Raw genomic sequence first — 22,091 nt, forward strand, 5'->3', positions numbered from 1 at the left:
GCATAAACGCATAGTATCATTTTAAGTTAATTTTCCGAAACAGCTATTTTAAAATTCGTGCCACCCAAAAATCGTCTGCTAAATTATTTATGCTATATGAGCAAATATACTTCAAATGATTTGTAAATGCCTTCATTCATCTCAAGGCACACCCTTCATCGTGGTAAATAATGTATGAAAAATACTCATATTGAGTTATTTATATTGCATATGAGATAAGTGTACCAAAGTCTATCATTTTTCACTACTTATAGGCGAACAAGCATTCTTTACTTGCCAGTTCTTTTCTGCTAAGCTTACTTTCTGGCTAACAGATTTGAGCTGCATAAAAAAGTGCATGCTCTGTGCATTGTTTTCCAACGACACTCTCGTTAAAAGTAATTGATTGACCAGATCCAACTGCGCAACTAACTGTTTTAACTTGTTCAAAATAACGCCTCCTTTTGCTTTACTTATGTATTCTTCGCATGTATAAAATCACCTTCATGCATGACAAAATAAGCGTAAGTTAGCTGAAAGAAGAAGTATTTCGATAAAATTTAATTGAACTATTCTATTAAGCACATTGTCTTCAAAATCGTCTATCAAGTAAAGGCGCTCATGTAGAGAACAGTTTCTCCATAAAATGCAGCTGGAAATTTTATCGGTTTTTTTGACGATTCGAATGTTAGAACTAGTTGTATTACATGATATTTTTCGACTTTCAGAGGCGAAAATTGCCCAATAATCGGTTATTTTTTCAGTAATTTTAACCAGTAGTAATCTAGCAATAATCATACTATTGATGGAAGTGGAGAACTGCTACTGAATCGTGGTAAACTATTGTATAATAGCAGTATTATAGAGGGTGAACTAAGTGACAATTCGTTATCCGAACGGGAAATTGTATTCCCCTAATCCAACTGTTCAAAAAACAGCAAAAAAGGGAAAGGACAAGGATTTTTCTTTTAGTAATCGAGGGAAAACACTAGAAGATGAAATTAATGAAGCAAATGACTATTATGTAAAAAGACGACTTGCTATCATTCATAAGAAACCTGTTCCCGTGCAAATCGTCAAAGTAGAGTACCCATCACGAAGCGCTGCAGTTATTCGTGAGGCTTATTTCCGAACGCCTTCGACAACAGATTACAATGGTGTTTGGAACGGGCATTATATTGATTTTGATGCAAAGGAAACTGCTTCAAAGACCAGTTTTCCCCTAAAGAATATTCACTTACATCAAATGACACATATGCAGCAAGTGACGGAACAAAATGGTGTGGCTTTTATTATCGTTCGTTTCTCAGCTTTTGAACGATATTTTATTGTGCCATACGATGTTTTACAAAAGGCCTGGCTAGCGATGGAAAACGGTGATCGTAAATCGATACCCTTTTCAACAATTGAAAAGGAAGCTTTTGAAATTCCCACAAGCTATTATCCGCGTATCGATTATTTACCTATTATCCAACAGCTCATTATAGCAAAAAGCCATGGTTCTGAAAGTGAGGAGATAGTAGAATGACTGAACGTCGTCCAACTCGCGGTGAGCATCAAAAGGCTCTCGCTCAAAAAAATAAAAAAAGCGCTCCGAAACCATCGAAGAAAAAATGGTTCAAGCGCATTACTCTAACACTTGTAGCAATTGTAGCTGCATGTTTTATTGGAGGTGCTGGGTTATTCGCTTATTATGCAAGTACCGCACCTGAACTAGATGAAGACTTACTGAAAGATCCCGTTTCTTCTGAGTTCTATGATATAAATGGTGATCGATTTGCAACAATTGGTGCAGAAAACCGTAAATATATAAAATATGAAGACATACCTGAGGATATGATTAACGCAATCCTTGCAACAGAAGATGTGCGCTTTTTCAAGCACCATGGTATGGATTTTTATCGTCTTGGTGGGGCAGTACTTGCTAACCTCCGTGATGGCTTCGGGGCACAAGGAGCCTCTACATTAACACAGCAAGTTGTTAAAAACTCATTTTTACAAAACGAGAAAAAATTAAAACGTAAGGCACAAGAAGCTTGGCTAGCCTTCCAATTAGAACGTAAATATTCAAAAGAAGAAATTTTTGAAATGTACTTTAACAAAATGCTAATGTCAGGTCGTGTTTATGGCTTCGGAACAGCAGCCCAATATTTCTACGGGAAAGAACTAAAAGATTTAGATTTAGCTGAAGAAGCATTACTTGCAGGTTTAGTCCAACGTCCAAATGCTTACAATCCATTAAAAAATCCTGAACTTGCAGAAAAACGTCGTAATACCGTTCTAGGATTAATGTATCAACACGGTAAAATTACAAAAGCTGAGATGGAGGAAGCAAAGAAAGTAGACGTTCAAGTTGGTCTAGCTGACGATGCGACACGTCAAAAATTTGCTGGCTCTAAATACGATGCCTTCCTTGATGTCGTTATTAATGAGCTAGAGGATAACGGTGATGGTACTGCAATGGCAGAAGGTATTAAAGTCTATACAACACTTGATCCGAAAGCACAACAAATTGTCGAAAACATTATGAATGATGACAGTAACTTCCCAACAGAAAACATTCAATCAGGTGCGGCTGTCATTGATACGAAAACTGGTCAAATTCAAGCAATCGGTGGCGGACGCAATTACGGGGCTGAACGCGGTTGGAGCTATGCATATGACTTACATCATCAACCAGGTTCAACAATGAAACCATTAATAGATTATGGACCGGCAATCGAAAATTTAAAATGGTCAACAGGTCAAACACTTGTGGATGAACCTATGACATACACAAATTCGAAGCAAAACATCACGAATTGGGATAATAAATATATGGGTGCTATAACAGCACGTAAAGCTTTATATGCTTCACGTAACGTTCCAGCTGTTAAAGCATTACAAGAAGTTGGTATTGATAAAGCTAAAGAATTTATTGGTCGTTTAGGTATTAATGCTAAAAATATTTATGAATCTGATGCGATCGGTGGTGGGGATATTACGATGTCTCCTACGCAAATGGCTGCTTCTTTTGCAGCATTTGGAAATAATGGTGTTTACACTGATCCTTATTCAATTACAAAAATCGTTTACCGTGACGGTAAAACAACAAAAGACTACACACCAGAGTCTAATGTAGCAATGAGCGATTATACAGCTTATATGGTAACAGATATGTTACGTGATGTTGTCGGCAATAAGCCGGATGCATCAGGTACTTACGCCAATGTACCTGGATTAGATATCGCAGGCAAAACAGGTACAACGAACTACGCAGCTGCTGATTTTAGCAAGCATAATTTACCGGATACAAGTGTACCAGATTCATGGTTTGCTGGGTACACAACAAACTATTCAATCGCTATTTGGAGTGGTTATGAAAAACATTTTGATCCAATTACTACTTGGGATGAGCGTCGTTTACCACAATATTTATTTAAAGAAATTATGGAAGAGATTTCGGCGAACGTTGAAACACCACGCTTCAAAAAACCAAGTTCAGTAGTGGAAGCTACAATTGAAGTAGGATCGAAGCCACTTAAATTAGCAAGTAACTTTACTCCAAGTGAGAAACGTCAAACAGAGCTATTTGTACGTGGGACAGAGCCTAAAGAAGTTTCAAATGAATACGCAATGCCAGAACTTTCTACACCTTACAATGTAAGTGCAAGCCTTGACCTAGAAGGTGAATCTATCAATATTTCATGGGAGCATGATGCAATGCTTGATCCGGAAACAGATGAACCGTTACCAACAACCTTTGAGGTATCCGCTAAACGAGAAGGTGGAGAGACTATTCCACTCGGTAAAACGGAAAGTAAAGGTTTAACAGTTAGCAACACACTCGAAGATGGCAATTACACGATTTCTGTCGTAGCCGTTGTAGATGGTACACGCAGTAAACCAGGTACAACCTCCTTCCAGGTAACAGGTATAGCTGATGAAGATTTAGAGCCAGATACTCCAGATGAACCTGATATTGAGGAACCAACAGCACCTGATGAAGATGATAATAACGAGAATAACGGTAATCACAACGGCAACGGAAATGAAAACAATGGCAATAATAACAATAACAACAATGGAAATGGCAACAATAACGGGAATGAGAACAACGGCAATACGGAAAATAACGGTAACCCTCCCGGAAACAATGGCAACAACAATGGTAGTCAGCCACCAACAACACCAACTGAACCCGTAGTACCACCGACTGGGGACGGCGAGAATACTGAATAAAAAAAGCAGAGTAGCGTAACGCTACTCTGCTTTTTTATCTCTTTCAGTTTGCTGGGTCTATCCGTCTACCTTAGCTTTTTGCAGCCTGCAAGCGTAGCCGTGCTGCTCGCTTTTTTGTTTCCTTAAATAATTCATCAAGCTGACGATAACAAGCATATTGGCTAGGCTTTGCTTTTATAAAGGTCAATCGTTCGACACCATTAATGGGCAATACTTCATCGCCTGCTTCTTGCACTAAACGTTCAAACAAGAAAATTGCCTCTTCCATTAATCCTTTTGCTTCTCCATTCCTTGCATCATGAGCTGCATGAATGTTAGCTTCTAGTACTGTCCACTCTTCAAACCAAGCATCAATTTTATCCTTCGCGATTGCTTCTACATTCATGCTTCCTTCACCAGCCCTTTTTTCAAACGCTTCTGTCCTTCTCTACAATCATTCAGTAAAGGGCATGTGTGACAGCTAGGATTTTGAGCTTTACAATGATAACGACCGAAGAAAATTAGTTGATGATGTGTTTTCGACCACTTGTCCATCGGTGTTTTTTTCATAATCGTTTCTTCAACTTCTAGCACTGAATCTTTCCAGCGACAAAGCCCTAATCGTTTAGACACGCGTTCTACATGTGTATCCACTGCAAGCGCAGGAATATTGAAAGCTACAGACAGCACAACGTTAGCGGTTTTACGACCAACACCAGGCAGTGTGACTAGTGCTTCTCGACTTGCTGGTATTTCGCCGTTGTATTCTTCCAGCAGTCGCTGACATAGCGCTTGAATATTCTTCGCTTTATTTCGATACAAGCCGATGGAGCGAATGTCCTGTTGCAGCTCCTCTAATGATACAGCTAAATAATCTTCTGGCTTTTTATACTTTTGAAACAATGTTTTCGTTACCTTATTTACAAGTACATCCGTACACTGTGCTGATAATAACGTCGCAATAGTTAGCTCAAACGGATTGTCATGCACTAGCTCACAATGTGCATCAGGAAACATACGATCCATTTCCGCTAGACAATGCTCCCATTGTTTTTTTGTTAACATACCGGAAGCCCCCTATTCTCTTTCTTCTAACCAATTATAAAATGGTACTTTATTTGTCGACTGCGTCTCTTGTTGCATTGTACGGACTGGCGGTCTGTTAAAAGTTTGTTTTTCACGGAACTTCTCACTTTGTTTTTGTGCAGCCTGTGGTGTCGTTATATTTTTCTTTTTCCACTCCAGCAATATTCGATCAATATAACGAATACTCAGCTTGCCAGCAAACACAGCCTCCTTCAGCGCTTCCTTAATAAGCGCTGGACTGTGCTTATCCTCATCTAACCAAGAACCGATTTTTTCTAGCTCTAAAGGAGATAAAAGACGTCCCATTTCCTCTTCAAATAATCGGAATATCTCACCCTCTTCTTGTCGAACTGCTGCTGCTGATTTTTGATGCTCCTTCATTTCAATAATCTGCATAATACGCTCCCAAAGTGGGTATACCGAATATTTTTCATATAGCTTGCCACTTGTATCGACGTCGCTAGTAATTTCAAGGAAGCCTTTTTGCATTAATCGCTGTAGACGTGAAGTAATGTCATTGTCAGGCATTGTGAGACGATTCTTCAGATCATTAGGTGTTGGAAAATCATTGCCCTCCATATGGAACGCCAGTAAATGCATGACAATCAGCGCCTCTTCATCCTCTATATTTAACTCCTTATAAAACTGAAAAAATAGCTGAGGAATTTGAATCATTCTCTGCTCAGTCCATGTACGGAGTCGATTATTATTTGTGCTCATATTATACTTGACTCCTTTTTCCATCGTAAGTAGAAAAGCCGCGTAGACATATCACTACGCGACTTTTAAATTGATCCCACATGGCAGTATGATTCCCATCTCAAAATTTGCAAAAGCAAAGAAGTTAGGTGGGAGAATAACTGCCCGTAAAAGCCCGATTGGTGAAGACTAATAATCAGCGGGATGAAGAATTAAAGTATCTCTTTATAAAGCCAAACTAGTTGTTGCTTATGGATATAAGCGGTTTAGCAAACGTGGGAATGGAATCGTTTCACGGATATGCTCAGTACCTGAAATCCATGCTACCGTACGTTCCAATCCTAGCCCGAAGCCTGAGTGCGGTACAGAGCCATGTTGACGAAGCTCTAAGTACCATGCATAAGCATCTAATGGTAAATTATGCTCTCCAAGACGTGATTTTAATAAATCGTAGTCATAGATACGCTCTGAACCACCGATAATTTCACCATAGCCTTCTGGTGCGATTAGGTCTGCACATAATACGACGTCATCGCGATCAGGATGCGGTTGCATATAGAATGGTTTGATACCTACTGGGTAGCATGTAATGAATACAGGCTTGTCAAATGAATTGGCAATTGCTGTTTCATGTGGTGCCCCAAAATCATCACCCCATTCAATATCGTCAAATCCTTGTTCGTGTAATAGTTTAATGGCATCGTCATAAGAAATACGAGGGAATGGCGCTTTAATATTTTCAAGCTTAGATGTATCACGGCCAAGACGCTCTAAATCTAATTTGCAATTTGCCAGAACTGATTGCACGATATGCTCCACGTATTGTTCTTGCATTTCTAGGTTTTCTTCAAATTCAACAAACGCCATTTCCAGCTCAATCATCCAAAACTCGATTAAGTGACGGCGTGTTTTAGATTTTTCAGCACGGAATGTTGGACCGAATGAGAACACTTTACCTAAAGCCATCGCAGCCGCTTCCAAGTAAAGCTGACCAGATTGAGATAGGTATGCATCTTCATCAAAATATTTTGTATTGAATAGCTCAGAAGTACCTTCAGGAGCTGAACCAGTTAAAATTGGCGGGTCCATTTTTGTAAAGCCACTGTTATTAAGAAACTCATAAGTTGCGCGAATAATTTCGTTACGAATTTTCATGATAGCATGTTGCTTACGAGAGCGTAGCCATAAATGACGGTTATCCATTAAAAACTCAGGGCCATGTTCTTTTGGCGTAATAGGGAAATCAGTTGCAGCATGAAGCACTTCAATACCAGTTACAACAAGCTCACAACCAAAGCTTGAACGCTCATCTGCTTTAACCTCACCTGTAATGTACATGGAAGTTTCTTGCGTCATACCTTTTGCAATTGCAAAAATTTCTTCGCCTACTTCTTCTTTTACAACAACGCCCTGTACAAAGCCAGAACCATCACGTAGTTGTAAAAAGGCAATTTTACCACTTGATCGTTTGTTAGATAACCAAGCACCTAGCTTGATTGTTTCGCCGACATGTTTTGGCATATCTTGAATCATAATTTTTTTCATAGAAATCCTCCAAAGTTGGTTAAAAGGATTAGTCTTGCCATTTTGATTTTACAAATGTATCAATTCGACGGACTGCCTCTTCTAATAATTCTAAAGATGTAGCATAAGATAATCGCATTGTAGTTGGTGCACCAAAGCCAGAGCCTGGGATCACTGCTACGTTTGCTTCTGTTAAAATATCCGCAGCGAATGCATCCACTGAATCATAACCAGTATGAGCCATAGCTTCTGCTACATCTGGTAATAAGTAGAATGCACCCTGAGGTTTTAATACGTTGAAGCCAGGAATTGCACTTAGCTGTGGATAGATTTTTTCAAGACGAGATTCGAATGCTTGACGCATTTCTTCTACAGCGTCTTGAGGACCATTATACGCTTCCACTGTAGCATATTGTGCAGTTGTTGTTGCGTTTGATGTAGAGTGTGATGCAAGGTCAGTCATTGGTTTAATAATGTCCGCATCTCCTGCAGCATACCCGATACGCCAGCCTGTCATAGAGTGAGATTTGGCAACACCATTTACAACAATTGTACGTGCTTTCACTGCATCAGAAACTTCAGCAATTGAAAAATGCTCAATACCATTGTATACAAGCTTCTCATAAATTTCATCTGACACGATTAAAATATCTTTTTCTTCTGCAACTGCTGCTAGTTCTGCTAGCTCCTCGCGAGAATAAATCATACCTGATGGGTTGCTAGGAGAGTTAATAATAACTGCTTTTGTTTTATCTGTCACAGCAGCTCTTAATTGATCTGCAGTAATTTTATAGCCTTGCTCACGTGTACCTTCAACATGAACAGGGACACCGCCTGCTAATTTTACTTGCTCTGGATAAGAAACCCAATAAGGAATTGGGATAATAACTTCATCGCCCTCGTTTAAAATAACTTGGAATAAAGTGTAAAGAATATGTTTTGCCCCAACACCTACAATTACCTCATTCGGCTTGTATGTAAGGTTATTGTCGCGTTGCAGTTTATCGATGATAGCGTTCTTAAGTACTGGAAGACCGCCAGCAGGAGTATACTTTGTGTAACCTTTTTCCATCGAGTCGATGGCAGCATTTAAAATATTTTGTGGAGTGTTGAAGTCTGGTTCACCGGCACCTAAACCAATAACATCAATACCTTGCTCTTTTAATTCTTTTGCTTTAGCAGTAATTGCTAAAGTTGAAGATGGTGTTAAAGTTTTTACTCGGTTTGCTAATAAATTTTTCATACGGGATCTACTCCTCTTATAAATTCGTAATGCGCGTCCACCAGTCGCCGTCCTTAAACATAATATAGACGTAGTTGAGCTTATCGTGATCGTTTAGGTATGTAATTTCCCAAACAGCACCAGGCTCCTCATAGCCTAATTTCATATTGAGGACCTTTTGAACATTTCCTTCTTTTTTAAAAACCGATAATGCTTGCTTTTCCGTAATACCATCTTTCAAAAATACTTCCTTAATTGAATCCGCTTCTAGATTCGTCGGAACAAAGACAGCCTTTTTATCACCATATTCATCTACCCCGAACACAGTGACATACGAATGTTTGCCATTATATGTGTAGGACTCCGAGACAATTGCGAGGGCTTTGGCATCTAGTGCCAACTGTTCAGCCTGATCTTCAATTGAACGGAACGGAGCCTCGGCTTTCCAAAGTACTAAAATACTAATGACAAGTGACAATGAAACCATAAAGACAGAAATGAAAATCAACCAGTTTTTCATATATTCACCTTATGTTTCACATCTAGCTTATTCTTTAACACGAATGCCTGATGCTTTTGCGTGTTTATAACTGCGTATACATTCATTTTGCTTTCCATTTTTGTCAACCTGCTTTCTTTCCTCATACCACAACATTATACAACAATTTCGAGCTGTCGTGTTTCTTAATTTCATATATTTTACGTTGATAAAACAACGTTTTCAAATGACTCGAGTAGTAATTTTTTCTTTTTAGTTCAGTCATAAAAAATGACAACCCTTTCACAGTAAAAATGCCTATTCACCACTGCAAATAGGCATTAAAATTTTCTGCTAAAACTCATGATAGCTCACAAATAACACAGTTCTCACGACCGTCATTTTTAGCACGATACAAGCACCGATCTGCTTGCTCAAATAAATTCTCGTATTGATAATTTTTCTGATCATTGACACAAACGCCCATGCTCACTTTTAAGGGGTAGCTTTCATCTTTTTGGTCAATTGTTAAAGTAAGTAAATAGGCATGCATATCCTTGACAAGTCTCTGCAAATATTCTTTTTGTTTATGGCGGATGATAATCATAAATTCATCCCCGCCGAAGCGAATAATCTCGGCATCCTCATCACTTAAAAATTGCCGTAAGCCATTTGCAAGAATTTGTAATACCCTATCGCCAAATAAATGACCATGCGTATCATTGTACAATTTAAAATAATCAAGATCTAGAATAACTACACTAACAAATTGTTGGCTAATCCTTGCCACTCTTAGCCACTCATTCAGCTCAAAATCTAGGAAATGGCGATTTAAGACGCCCGTTAAAGGATCATAGACAAGCTTCTCTTTCTGCCGATTAAATTCTAAATCCATCACCTGCTGTAGTAAATTATCAGCGCTCATTTTCTCAGAAAGCTCGATGTATACACGCTGCACTTCAAAAATCTCATCTCGCCAATTCAATTCATAAAGGACATTTAATAATAGACGCATTACTTTTTTAGTTATCGCGTTGTCACCATATGATTGTGCAAGCTCTATCGACTGTTTGTAATAGCTCACTGCTTCTTCTAGCTTTTGTTGTTTCTCAAATAAAAAGCCATAACCAAACAAAGCTGCTACCTTTTCACGCCTATGGTTATGAATAATGTCCGAGTTTAATGTACAATCTAGTAGAGTTTTGCCTGTCTCAAAATCTCCCTCCAAAATATAAACATCAGCCAAATTATTATTAATGCGGATTTCTTGTAATCTTCCTAATTCAGGTAGTTTCTTAAATAATTCCTGATTAAAATCTCTTGCTAATAATCCAGCCCGGAGTGCCTCAGCATTGCAGCCCTTCTCGACTTCAAGATAGCATAGATTAATATGGCAACGAACTAGCATGAATAGATCATTTAGTTCAACTGCATATTCTATCGATTTTTTAGTCATTTCCACAGTTTTTTCTCTGACGCCGACCAAATCATATATTAAAGACATTACTAAATAATAATGCATAAAATCTTTCGCTGTACCGTATTTTTGGCAATAGGCTTCGTAATCACGAATAAGGCTCACCATACTTAAAGTGTCACCAAGAGCATGATGAATTAATATTTTTTGATAATACAAATCCAACCCATGCCTATAATTTTGATTTTCTACCGCAACCAATAGCCCTTGTTTAGCAAGGGTCAACGCATCTGTTAAAAGACCTTTTGTTCTCATTTCCATAATTGTTGTATTTAATTGTTCTAATGTTAGTTCCAACGTATCACCACTTCTCCAAGCACCATGTATCAAATACTTCAATTATATGATAAGTCTGTTCCTTCGTCCGTGTTTTCCACTACTTACCTCAAATTACCAAAATCATCTTTATATCGATGGTGCTATCGCAAACTGCTACTCATATGTATGGACAAGTCGAGCAAACTTTACTGCATCTATGTTGTCACCTTGTATACATAGCGTATCTACACGCAATAACACTCCCACCCCGCTGTTGCAAAAAAACTCTTGTTCCTTAATCACGATGAAAGACTGCTTTCATCTCACCTCGTGGCGTTAAAGCTTCCTTTGGCAATTAACTAATCGATAGCCCCCACTTGCTTTGAATATCGAACTTAGCAGATTATGTCTGCTGAAAAGTAACTTAAATCCGCATTCATCTCACCACCCATAGAGGTGGGAGACTTCTGTAGCTGACGCCTCGCTTACGTTACATAAAACATTTGTAACTGCCGTTTCACTTACGTTACAAAAGACATTTGCTGAAAGAAGTTAAATGTCGATATTTTTTATATATTAGCACAATTATCTACATTATTGTCCTCGTTGCCTATTGCTTTTACCCATATGATGAAGTAATTAAGATTTTAAGAATTGGAAAAGGGACGTGATGTTTTGAGTAAAGAAATTAATCCTACAGATCCAGCAACAATACCAAAATTTGTGGATGATCTGCCAAAACCGGTTACCGCGAAACCTAAATACTATAAGGGCCAACAGAGAAAAGATTATTATGAACTTAAAATGATGCAAGCAGAGCATTGTTTCCATAAAGATTTCCCAAAATCAATCATTTGGGGCTATAACGGGCTTTATCCCGGACCGACAATTGAAGCTACAAAAGACAAAAGCATTTATGTTAGATATACAAACCAATTGCCCTTAAAGCACTTCTTACCCGTCGATTTTACACTTCATGCGGCAAACGATTCAAAGGAAGTAAGAACTGTTACACATTTACATGGCGCAAATGTAGATTGGGAAAGTGACGGTCATCCCGAGGCATGGTATACAAGAAATTATGCGCAAACAGGTCCAAAATTCAGTAAAGAAATACATGAATATACCAATCATCAACCGGGCACAACACTCTGGTATCATGATCATGCGATGGCGCTAACTCGTTTAAATGTGTATGCGGGATTAGCGGGTTTTTATTTACTTCGGGATACACTTGAGGAGCGTTCTAACCTACCTTGTGGTGATTATGAGTACCCTATCTTAATTCAAGATAAATCGTTTAATGAAGACGGCTCTCTTTTTTATCCTGATGAACCACCATTCCCTGTTACCGTACATCCATCCATCACACCTGGCTTTGTCGGTAATACTATCGTCGTAAACGGAAAGCTCTGGCCTTATTTAAATGTTGAACCTCGTAAATATAGATTTCGTTTTCTCAATGGCTCCAATAGAAGAGGCTATATCATTAGTCTTTCAAATGAGCAGCCTATGATTCAAATCGGAACAGACGGGGGCTTTTTAACAGCACCTCAAGAAATTCAATCTGTGGAGTTATTGCCGGCAGAACGAACAGATGTCATTATCGATTTTTCAAAATATGAAGGTCAGGAAATAACGTTAGTCAATTCTGATGAAGATTTCATAGATGAGCATACAAGAGTAATCATGCAGTTTAAAGTTTGTCTTCCTCTAAAATGTGAGGATACTAGTGAAATACCAGAAAGACTCGCTGTTTCAATGGATATACATCCACATGATGCACATATCGAGAGACATTTACCATTAACTGCTACGACAGATGATTTTGGTCGACCAATGTTATTATTAAATAATCGTATGTATCATGACCCTGCTACCGAAAAGCCTGCACTTGATAGTATAGAAATATGGAATTTTATTAATGCTACACAGTTTATTCACCCTATTCATCTGCATTTAATTCAATTTAAAATACTAGAACGACGCCCTTTCGATATGGAGCTATATCAAAATGAAGGTCGGCTGGAATTTACAGGTCCTGCTGAAGAACCGCATGACTATGAGCAAGGTTGGAAGGATACCGTAAAATCGGAAGCAGGGAAGGTTACGAAAATTATTATGCACTGGAAAGATCATGTCGGTCATTACATGTGGCATTGCCATTTCCTCGAGCATGAAGATCACGACATGATGCGACCAATACTCGTAATGAAGGACGTTCACCCTGTGCAACAGCCACATGCTGAAATTCATAATGCAATAGAGCATTCGCCAGCTCAGAATCATGACACTATTACTATTACGAGAAATAATCAGCAAACGACACCACTTTTGTACAGTACTCAAAACATTACTCGCTCTTCTGAAGGAAAAGTAGAGTCCTCTCATGTTTCTTTGCAAACATCTGATTTAGAAGACAAGATGGAAAATATTCAACAAACTACACCATTCATGAACAATACTCAAAACAATATTCGCTCAACTGAAGAACAAGTAGAGTCCTCTCATGTTTCTAATTTAAAAAACGAGGTAGAATATAATCTGTCGACTACACCACTTTTGAACAATACTCAAAACATTACTCGCTCAACTGAAGAACAAGCAGAATCCTCTTATGTTTCTAATTTAGAAGATAAGGTAGAACTTAATCTGTCAACTACACCACTCTTGAACAATACTTCAAACATCACTCGCTCAACTGAAGAAAAAGTAGAACCCTCTCATGCATCTGATTTAGAAGACGACACGAAACATAAAATTGTTCATGAAGTTACTGATTTTGAAAGTATTCCTCAGCCAATCTTCCTGTCTACTGAGTTTCAACCTCGACAAAGAATATCTAATAGGCGTCGGAGAAGATGGTTCTAGTTACATTTATAAAACCCCCTTTAGACAAAAGGCATCGAAAGTGAATTTATCGATGCCTTTTGTCATTTTTTCTATCTTTTTATGCATAGAAAATTGAATTCATCCTCCCCATCAGTCACTGTATGGAATGAATAGCAAATCACTTTAGTCATCCATGTACTCCCTGTTTCCTTAAATTCAGCGTCATCCTGTGCCCCTTGCATCTTCGTGGAACTTGAACCTATTGCTTTCATCCATGTTTTTGGCAACTAATAAAAATGTCCAGACAATCTATCTAAAAAAGCCCCTTTTACGGAGGGACTTAAAGTTTAGACATCAGAATTGATGGTCATTATCTAATTTATTTTGTATTCACGACAATCAATTTCGCCTTGGCGTAATTATAAAAGGTGAATTATTTTGCTATCTCGCTCTTTTTAAATCGTAGAATCCTTTTTGTTGCAATTGCCATCACTACCATAACAACACTTATCAATAAAATAGGAACATAGATTTTAACACTAAATGCTTCGAATAACAGCCCATACAATATTTGCCCAATTGGTGCCATACATTGTGAAGCGGCAATGATAATCGCCATGACCTTACCTAAGTTTTCATTAGGCGTTTCTTTTTGAACAACTGTAATAACGTAAATGGAAATAATCATCATAATCATAGCTATTAGAAGTGCGCTACCAACAAATACAGTATAAGATGGATAATAGCCCATATTAAGCATGAGAGGCGTAACCGATATTGCCATTGGAACAATCAATAAAGCAGTGATGAAAATCCAAACATACAAATTATTGATACCCATTTTTTTCGCAAAATACCCCATAGATAAAGCGCCTAAGATCGTAGCGAAATCGATTAACCCCATCCCTACCCCATATAGTGTATCGCTACTTTGCATTGTGACACGAAGAATAATCGGTACACCCACGACAAACAGTGGTGTTAATAATAAGTTTAATAAGGCAGCTAAAATCATACATTTGAATATAAAAGATTGCTTTACAACATAGCTAAAGCCCTCTTTCAAATCATTCACAAGTGTCGGAATAATATGTTCGTTCTGTTCTCGTTGCATAAATGGTATATGAATAAACATCTCTAATAAGGCAGATAGGAAAAAGAACACTCCACTCACTATGACCAGCAATTTTAAGCCAACCATACCGTATAGTATTCCTCCTAGTACAGGAGCCGCTACACTAGACAATGATTGAATACCATTAACAATCCCATTTGCTTGCTCAAGCTTTTCCTCTTCTACAAGTACTGGTATACTGGCCATCACTGCTGGTGCATACATAGCACTAACGAGAGAAAGCAGCACCATCACAACACCAATAAGCAAAATAGAACTATTACCAATTGCTAGCATTGCAAAGAAAATGAAAACAATTAGGCTACTAGTAAAATCAAAAATCACCATTAAATTGCGTCGATTAAACCTGTCTGCAATAGCCCCTCCAAGCGGTGCTAGTAAAATTGGGACACTTGATATCGCAAATAATACTGCAAAAAGATCTGCACGCCCTGTAATATCTAGTACATAAACTGACTACTCCCACAGCTAAAGCAGTGGGGTTCTTATATACTTAAGAGAAGCGTTACAAAGCTCTCCACAGATGGTGTTGCCATGTCCTGTGTACAACATCTTTGATTTATCCTCTGTTCCATAAGACTTTCTTATTTACACAACCGATGTTGTGTTGGCAATAAGTTTTAACGAAGGCAGGTAGCTCTACCTACGGAGGAATACCCCTCACTTGATTTGTTGGATACCCATGCTAAGAGGGAATGTTTTCTTTACTTGTTTCAAGTCTTCTATATGTTGATTGTGTAACTCTAAAAAGGTAGTAAACGTTTTATTGCATAAGTCTTGATTAGGTTGTTGTAAATTTGGATCACTATTCATCAGTAAAAACGCACTATATAAATCTCGTTGTACGAGATGACTTCCAATTTGACTCCAACGTTGATGGAGTTTTTTCTTTTCATAACGATCCGTCACATGGTTATACTGACTGGCTCGAAAGGTTATCGTATTCACTTTCTGTATAGTTTGCTTTGTGTAACCTAATTTTTGATGAATGATTTCCACTAGCATGGCAGGGGCATGATTCCCAATGCTTTTTCCAAAACGCTTTTTGGATTGGATTTTGCCCTGTATAGTTGTTTTGATTTCTTTTGTACGTTTTGCCAATCCTTTAAAATGCATGGTTTCGATGTACACCTCATCGCCAAGAGACAAAATTTTATTTGCTAACGCACCATGTTTTTCTTTGATGTAGGAAGCTTTCTTTCTATATAATTCTTTTACTTGTTCTTTTGTTTTTTGATAGTTTTTACTATATGTCCAACGGAGTTTGACGCCATGTTTTATAGTCCCATCCTTTTTGAAATTGTTAGGATTGGTACTTCTACGACTTCTATCCAACTTGCGTAATAAACGTCTTTTTTGTTTCTCCAATAAAGGTACTTCTGGAGCAAGTTGTTGGATGAAAACCGTTTCTTCTGAAACAATCGCAACGGTAGAAGGACCAATGTCAATACCTACTCGTTTTTGTTTTTGATAGGAATGCCGAAAGGCTCCTGTTGATGGTATTCTCTTTGCAGGAGGAATCCCATCCATCACAAGTTGTACGTAAAAAGTATGTTTTCCACGAATCACTTTTTTGACTAGACGACANTACTTCTACGACTTCTATCCAACTTGCGTAATAAACGTCTTTTTTGTTTCTCCAATAAAGGTACTTCTGGAGCAAGTGGTTGGATGAAAACTGTTTCTTCTGAAACAATCGCAATGGTAGAAGGACCAATATCAATACCTACTCGTTTTTGTTTTTGATAGGCATGCCGAAAGGCTCCTGTTGATGGTATTCTCTTGGTAGGAAGAATCCCATCCATCACAAGTTGTACGTAAAAAGTATGTTTTCCACGAATCACTTTTTTGACTAGACGACAGTATTTAATGGTATGAAGGGCAAGGGATTCTTTTACAAACAAATCTTGTTTGCGAATACGAACAGGAAGGATTAATCCATTCCAAAAGACACTATTCTCTTTAAATCGAATGCCTGCTTTATTAGATTTCCCTTCAACAGAATGAAACATTCCGTACCGTTTAAAGTGTGCTTTGCTCCCTTTAAATAGAACATCTTGAACCGCTCTCCAGACAGTAGAGGCGATTTTCTGAGAAGTATTGCTATCTATATGTTTTTTATAGTTATGTTGATGCTTTTTAATATACGCATGCAGTTGATATTCACTTAATCCAAAAGATTGACGAATGTTATTTAATTCTTTTGCGATCTGCTTCAATTCTTTTGAATCATTCGTTTTTTTCGCTTTTTGGTAGCCACGTAATTGTTTTCGATAGTGTTTTGATTCTTGCATGAAAGTATATTGTTTTACTGCATAAGACAAAGTTGTATTATAGAGTGTACGGGCAATTTCAAAACGTTTTAATAGGAGATCCTTTTGCCATGTATCTATAAGTAACTTGAGTTCTATAATAAAACAATCTTTCTTCCATTTCGTCATTACCCGTCACTCCTTTCTTTTTTGATTATTTACAATATACAATATAAACATATGTTCTATAAAGAAAAAGCACTTCATTCCTCCCGCCTCTGAAGAAGGGGGCTTCCTGAAGCTCACTTCTGTGAAATCGAGTAGGAGGAGGTGATTAACCTCCGTCCTCTCCTACCACCGTACATACGGATCCGTATACGGCGGTTCAATTAAGATGAATAACGCAAAGTTTCGTAACGAACTTGCAGACTTTTCAGCCCTTGGCTCTCCCAATAGGAATTGCCGAGGGTTCTGTGTAATATGGGGCTTTTTGAAATGCGCCAGTACCCTTTTCGAGTATTTCCCCATTCGTATGCTTTTCCGTATGGAACTTTTAAACGAATGAGATTTCTGACTCTGGTTCGGGGTTTCTTCCAATTCTTCCAAAGACACATTCGCAACCTTCTTTTAATCCAACTGTCTAATCTGCTGAATATTGAAGGTGTATCTGCGAGCGCAAAGTATCCACACCATCCAATTAGATATTGGTTTAATTTCTCGATACGGTATTCCATTGGAAATGGCATCTTTCTAGAGGTAATTTCTCGTATTTTCTTCTTCATTCGTTGAAGGCTTGTTTTAGCCACTCGAACTTTTGGTTCTTTATGGTGTGTAAAACTAAAACCCAAGAATTTTCGATTCCATGGTCGGTCTACCGCTGATTTGGACTCATTCACTTTCAATCGTAGCGTTCCTTCAATGAATCGCTGTACGCTTGCTATTGTACGCTCTCCCGCACGTTTACTTTTTACATAGATATTGCAGTCGTCTGCGTAGCGAACGAATTTATGACCACGTTTCTCTAATTCTTTATCAAGCTCATCTAACACGATATTTGAAAGAAGTGGACTTAATGGTCCACCTTGCGGTGTTCCTTCCTCTGTACTTGAAACAACTCCATTTATCATGACACCTGCTTGGAGATATTTACGGATAAGTTTTAATAATGATTTATCATGAATTCTTTTCGCTAATGTTGCCATTAATCGGTCGTGGTTGACCTTATCAAAGAATTTCTCTAAATCCATATCCACAACCCAACGATATCCTTCCTTCATATAACCCTTCGCTTTTCGGACTGCGTCATGAGCACTCCGATTTGGTCGGAATCCATAACTGTTGTCCGAGAAAGTTTGGTCATATTCCTTTGATAATATCTGCGCTATAGCTTGTTGAATCAAACGGTCTGTCACCGTTGGGATTCCTAATAGACGCACACCGCCGTCTGGTTTCGGGATTTCGACACGAAGTACCGGTTGCGGTTCATAGGTTCCCGCTAGAATTTGCGCTTTAATGGATTCCCAGTTTTCAAGGATGTGCTGACGTAAGGTTTGTACGGGCATCATGTCTACTCCCTGGCTTCCTTTATTCGCTTCCACTCGCTTCAATGCTTGTATCATATTCGAACGTGCTAGAATTTGATTCAACATCACCATTTCGTTCCTTTCCGTGAATAGCTTGTCTTCTTATGCCCATCTGAACTACACCCTCCGCAAATACCCTCATGGACTTCACCATTACTTTCTAAGCGTGAGGTTTCTCTGTTTTCCGTGTTCATTCATTCGAGATGGAATGCCAAGGGCTATTCTCTCTTAATTGTTCGGTCCTTCCGATTAGTTCTAGACCCAATCGTACTATGACTTCTGCTGACTTCTGATGGTTCAGCTACTTGTCACCAAATAGGTTATGAAGGGTACTTCACATTTCCATCAGACCTCCCCGGGTAAGCGCATGCACTTTCACACCATCTATCCGCCTCATTTACTCGATATGACCTTCGAAGGACTTTGTTTTGTTTGGCAAACTCATCCAATCATACCTAGCCTTCTATGAGATTCGTGTTCCTCGGACCGGTGTTTTGCCTCCAGCTTCCTTCAGATTCCGCGTCGCCACGGACACCCTTGCTCTTGGCTAACCTCTACTTCTGTCTTCGAGGTTCGGGACTTGCACCCTATAGTTCATGCGCATGCCGGGCGCACCAAAAAAGAACTGGTTCATTTTAATTGAACCAGCTTCACTAAATATTCCGCTACTTGAGCTAAGTTTTCTTTCGTGGGTTTCCCATCTATTGTTATTTTTATTTTCATTATATTCACCTCACTTATTGTTATATTGAAAAAAATCAAAATGGCAGGCAGGAACAAGAAATTAATTATGTATAAAACGAAAAAAATGCCACTTCAATCGAATTAACGGAAGAAGTGACACGAAAAAAAGAAAAATTATTATGTGGTTACTACTATTATATTGTTTCCCTTTCAAGCGTAAGGAAAGAAAACAAAAAAAAATACGGAGCTCCGTAGAACTCCTTAAAGTAAAATTATGATTTTAATGATTTTCTTAGTCATTATTATTCGATATAATTTCATTTTCAAGATTAAGGAAGCCCTACGAGTTTCCTTGATTTTGATTCTCTATGGTTCAGAAATTCCATTTGCCAACAGTAACAGAAATATCAATATTGATAACGGTATCATAAATGTAATGTTTGAAAGAATACTGAACACCTTTACAGTTATATTTTTAGACTTGACCCCTAAAATTAACGACACAATAAACCCAATGTCTATCAAAACATAGAAGAAAATTAGAATCCATAGATTTATATTCGGAGACCTAAATACAAAGAAAATAAATAATGCAACTAAGAACAAAACTAAAGTTAAAATGATTGGATAAAACTCTTTATGTTGTTTCAATATATTACCTCCTTTCATTTTTTTGTTTCAATTCTAATAGTAAAATGTAATAACTTGGTGAATTTTCGTAATTTCCTATTTTCTAATCCAGTAAGGACTGCGCACTAAATTTTGATAGTCTCAAACTATCGTATGATTATATAGAAAATCCTGACATTTATCAAACATCAACAATTACCTTTAACATAGCCTTATTTATAAATATGAAGAAACTCGTTTTTTAAAAATTTTTCTGTTAACTGCCTTACATTTTTTAATCGCTCAATACAATAGTCGTGTAATCAAAAACAACACTTTATATTGGAGGAAATTTTAAAATGACATTATCACGATCAACTAACGCTGTAGAAATCAACGAGGAAGAAATCTTCAAGGAAGCCTTAGACATATTTATCAGGATGGTGGATACAAAAGAAGATTATCTTGGGTTGAAGGAATTTTTAGAAAAACAAACAAACTATATCCCACTTATAACACCTAATCGTGGATCATATAATGCCGTTTGGGATGTATCGACAATTTCTAATTTTTTTGTACCATCATTGCGTACATAACCATATGGAGCTGAACCATTAACCCACAAACTGGTATCCCCCCATATTCCAATGTGGAATCAAAACTGATCATTTTACGCATTTCTGTTCAATTAAACTCTCTGTTACGCTGATACAAAGGAGATGAGAGACAATGACAACAATATGGAATGCCAATTTATATGATCAAAAGCATGACTTTGTTTCAAAATTTGGAGGAAGCTTAGTGGATTTGCTTACACCACAAAAAAAGGAAAGTATTTTAGATGTCGGCTGTGGTACAGGTGATTTAGCCCATGAAATCGCCTCTCTAGGTGCCAATGTTCACGGGATAGATGCCTCCCATGATATGATTAGCGCTGCACAGCAAAAATACCCATCCATTACTTTTCGCACAATGGATGCTACTACACTTCACATGGCAAACCAATTCGATGGAGTCTTTTCAAATGCTGCATTACATTGGATGAAACAGCCGGATGCAGTCATCAAAAACATTTACAGTGCACTTAAACAAGGTGGTCGTTTCGTTGCTGAAATGGGTGGACACGGTAATATCGCTTCTATTGTTTGGGCACTTCAAAAAAGTATGGAGGAATATAAACGACCTTATATTGAGGAATATTTCCCATGGTATTTTCCAACTTTAGAAGAATATCAGTCGAAATTAGAAGCAGCCGGCTTTACGGTTGAAATGATTACGCTATATGAACGCCCAACACCGCTTCAAGGCGAAGATGGGTTACGTAATTGGCTAGTGATGTTCAGTAACAATATGCTTCAGCATTTATCAGAAACTGAAAAAGTGCAGATTTACAAAAAATGCGAAGAATTATTAAAACCAAAGATTTATCAGGATCATCAATGGGTTGCTGATTATTGCCGATTACGCTTTGTTGCTGTAAAAAAATAACAGCCATTTCACAAATGAATTCGAATAATGTAGCACGTAAAAACGCTTGGAAAATATCCAAGCGTTTTACTTTATATTTATTTATTTGAAATTCCAGACTGCATTTCGTAATTTCTAACGACCATTCCGTTTACTTTTATCATGCCAAACTTCTCATAATAAGGAACTAAATCATCATCACAACACAAATCAACCATATAAATATTATCAAGCTCTTTTAACATTTGTCTGACTAATTCCTTGCCAATACCTTTATTTTTATACGCTGGCAAAACTTCAAGGAACGGAATGTAGGCAGATAGAACCCNAATCCAACTATTTGTATGATCGTCTAAAGCAATGACCACTTTACTACTGTTTGTTAACAGCTTTAAGTGAGTTTCTGGACTTGGTGGATTCGGCCAATCAACAAAAAAGCCATTCAACATATCAGAAGAAATTCCATCAAGAGAATTTTTGTACATCAACATATATCAGCTCCTAAAATTATTTTTAAATTTTTAGGCAAATGAGTTAATTTCATAATTCTAGTCCCTTTAGTATCAAGGGTTCTAAAACAATAAAAAACGGGCACCTCCCCAAATT

The 22,091-nt window shown here is 37.8% G+C and carries 15 protein-coding genes and 3 pseudogenes; 5 read left to right on the plus strand and 13 right to left on the minus strand.

Features of this window, described 5'->3' with window-relative positions; translation table 11 throughout:
- Nucleotides 1–234 precede the first annotated feature (234 nt).
- Nucleotides 235–429, minus strand: a complete 195-nt coding sequence (locus AN161_RS07655; RefSeq protein ID WP_053593774.1) for a hypothetical protein — start codon at nt 427–429, stop codon at nt 235–237.
- A gap of 427 nt (nt 430–856) precedes the next feature.
- Here AN161_RS07655 and recU point away from each other — a divergent pair, with 427 nt between their 5' ends.
- Nucleotides 857–1,507, plus strand: a complete 651-nt coding sequence (recU, locus tag AN161_RS07660; protein WP_053593775.1) for a Holliday junction resolvase RecU — start codon at nt 857–859, stop codon at nt 1,505–1,507.
- Complete coding sequence (locus tag AN161_RS07665; RefSeq protein WP_053593776.1) at nt 1,504–4,200, plus strand: penicillin-binding protein 1A; 2,697 nt, start codon at nt 1,504–1,506, stop codon at nt 4,198–4,200. Before recU ends, AN161_RS07665 begins: the two co-directional genes overlap by 4 nt.
- Before the next feature lie 70 nt (nt 4,201–4,270).
- Here AN161_RS07665 and AN161_RS07670 read toward each other — a convergent pair whose 3' ends face one another.
- The 7 genes from AN161_RS07670 to AN161_RS07700 form a co-directional block, all read right to left on the minus strand.
- A complete protein-coding gene (locus AN161_RS07670) occupies nt 4,271–4,585 on the minus strand; it encodes a YpoC family protein (protein WP_053593777.1) in 315 nt (104 codons plus the stop codon).
- Nucleotides 4,582–5,244 carry an endonuclease III gene (nth, locus tag AN161_RS07675; RefSeq protein ID WP_053593778.1) on the minus strand — a complete coding sequence of 221 codons (663 nt, stop codon included), beginning with the start codon at nt 5,242–5,244 and terminating at the stop codon, nt 4,582–4,584. Before nth ends, AN161_RS07670 begins: the two co-directional genes overlap by 4 nt.
- Nucleotides 5,245–5,256: 12 nt before the next feature.
- Nucleotides 5,257–5,985, minus strand: a complete 729-nt coding sequence (locus tag AN161_RS07680) for a DnaD domain-containing protein (protein WP_053593779.1) — start codon at nt 5,983–5,985, stop codon at nt 5,257–5,259.
- Between the two features lie 228 nt (nt 5,986–6,213).
- On the minus strand, nt 6,214–7,509 hold the full coding sequence (gene asnS / locus AN161_RS07685) for an asparagine--tRNA ligase (protein WP_053593780.1): 1,296 nt from the start codon (nt 7,507–7,509) through the stop codon (nt 6,214–6,216).
- A 28-nt stretch (nt 7,510–7,537) separates the two neighbouring features.
- On the minus strand, nt 7,538–8,731 hold the full coding sequence (locus tag AN161_RS07690) for a pyridoxal phosphate-dependent aminotransferase (protein ID WP_053593781.1): 1,194 nt from the start codon (nt 8,729–8,731) through the stop codon (nt 7,538–7,540).
- Nucleotides 8,732–8,747: 16 nt separating this feature from the next.
- Nucleotides 8,748–9,230, minus strand: a complete 483-nt coding sequence (locus tag AN161_RS07695; protein ID WP_053593782.1) for a DUF5590 domain-containing protein — start codon at nt 9,228–9,230, stop codon at nt 8,748–8,750.
- A 319-nt stretch (nt 9,231–9,549) separates the two neighbouring features.
- On the minus strand, nt 9,550–10,962 hold the full coding sequence (locus AN161_RS07700) for a tetratricopeptide repeat-containing diguanylate cyclase (RefSeq protein WP_053593783.1): 1,413 nt from the start codon (nt 10,960–10,962) through the stop codon (nt 9,550–9,552).
- 636 nt (nt 10,963–11,598) lie between these two features.
- Between AN161_RS07700 and AN161_RS07705 the strand changes: the two genes are divergently transcribed.
- The gene (locus tag AN161_RS07705) at nt 11,599–13,794 is read left to right on the plus strand and encodes a multicopper oxidase (protein ID WP_241774519.1); all 2,196 of its coding nucleotides are present in this window, start codon (nt 11,599–11,601) and stop codon (nt 13,792–13,794) included.
- A gap of 394 nt (nt 13,795–14,188) precedes the next feature.
- Here the strand turns inward: AN161_RS07705 and AN161_RS07710 are convergent.
- The 3 genes and pseudogenes from AN161_RS07710 to ltrA form a co-directional block, all read right to left on the minus strand.
- A pseudogene (locus tag AN161_RS07710) lies at nt 14,189–15,346 on the minus strand (MFS transporter); the annotation flags it as partial.
- 204 nt (nt 15,347–15,550) lie between these two features.
- Nucleotides 15,551–16,477: pseudogene (locus tag AN161_RS07715) on the minus strand (hypothetical protein); the annotation flags it as partial.
- Nucleotides 16,478–17,531: 1,054 nt separating this feature from the next.
- Nucleotides 17,532–18,794 carry a group II intron reverse transcriptase/maturase gene (gene ltrA / locus AN161_RS07725; RefSeq protein WP_053593792.1) on the minus strand — a complete coding sequence of 421 codons (1,263 nt, stop codon included), beginning with the start codon at nt 18,792–18,794 and terminating at the stop codon, nt 17,532–17,534.
- 1,583 nt (nt 18,795–20,377) lie between these two features.
- On the opposite strand from ltrA, the gene AN161_RS07735 reads away from it, so the two are divergent.
- A complete protein-coding gene (locus tag AN161_RS07735) occupies nt 20,378–20,614 on the plus strand; it encodes a hypothetical protein (protein WP_053593786.1) in 237 nt (78 codons plus the stop codon).
- Between the two features lie 133 nt (nt 20,615–20,747).
- Nucleotides 20,748–21,506, plus strand: a complete 759-nt coding sequence (locus tag AN161_RS07740; RefSeq protein ID WP_053593787.1) for a class I SAM-dependent methyltransferase — start codon at nt 20,748–20,750, stop codon at nt 21,504–21,506.
- A gap of 77 nt (nt 21,507–21,583) precedes the next feature.
- Here the strand turns inward: AN161_RS07740 and AN161_RS30535 are convergent.
- Nucleotides 21,584–21,813: GNAT family N-acetyltransferase (locus AN161_RS30535; protein ID WP_241774521.1), on the minus strand; the 230-nt coding region annotated here is incomplete at its 5' end.
- Nucleotide 21,814: 1 nt separating this feature from the next.
- Nucleotides 21,815–21,973, minus strand: a pseudogene (locus AN161_RS30540) (GNAT family N-acetyltransferase); the annotation flags it as partial.
- Nucleotides 21,974–22,091 lie beyond the last annotated feature (118 nt).

The sequence above is a fragment of the Lysinibacillus sp. FJAT-14222 genome (assembly GCF_001278875.1).
GTDB classification, from domain to species: Bacteria; Bacillota; Bacilli; order Bacillales_A; family Planococcaceae; genus Lysinibacillus; species Lysinibacillus agricola.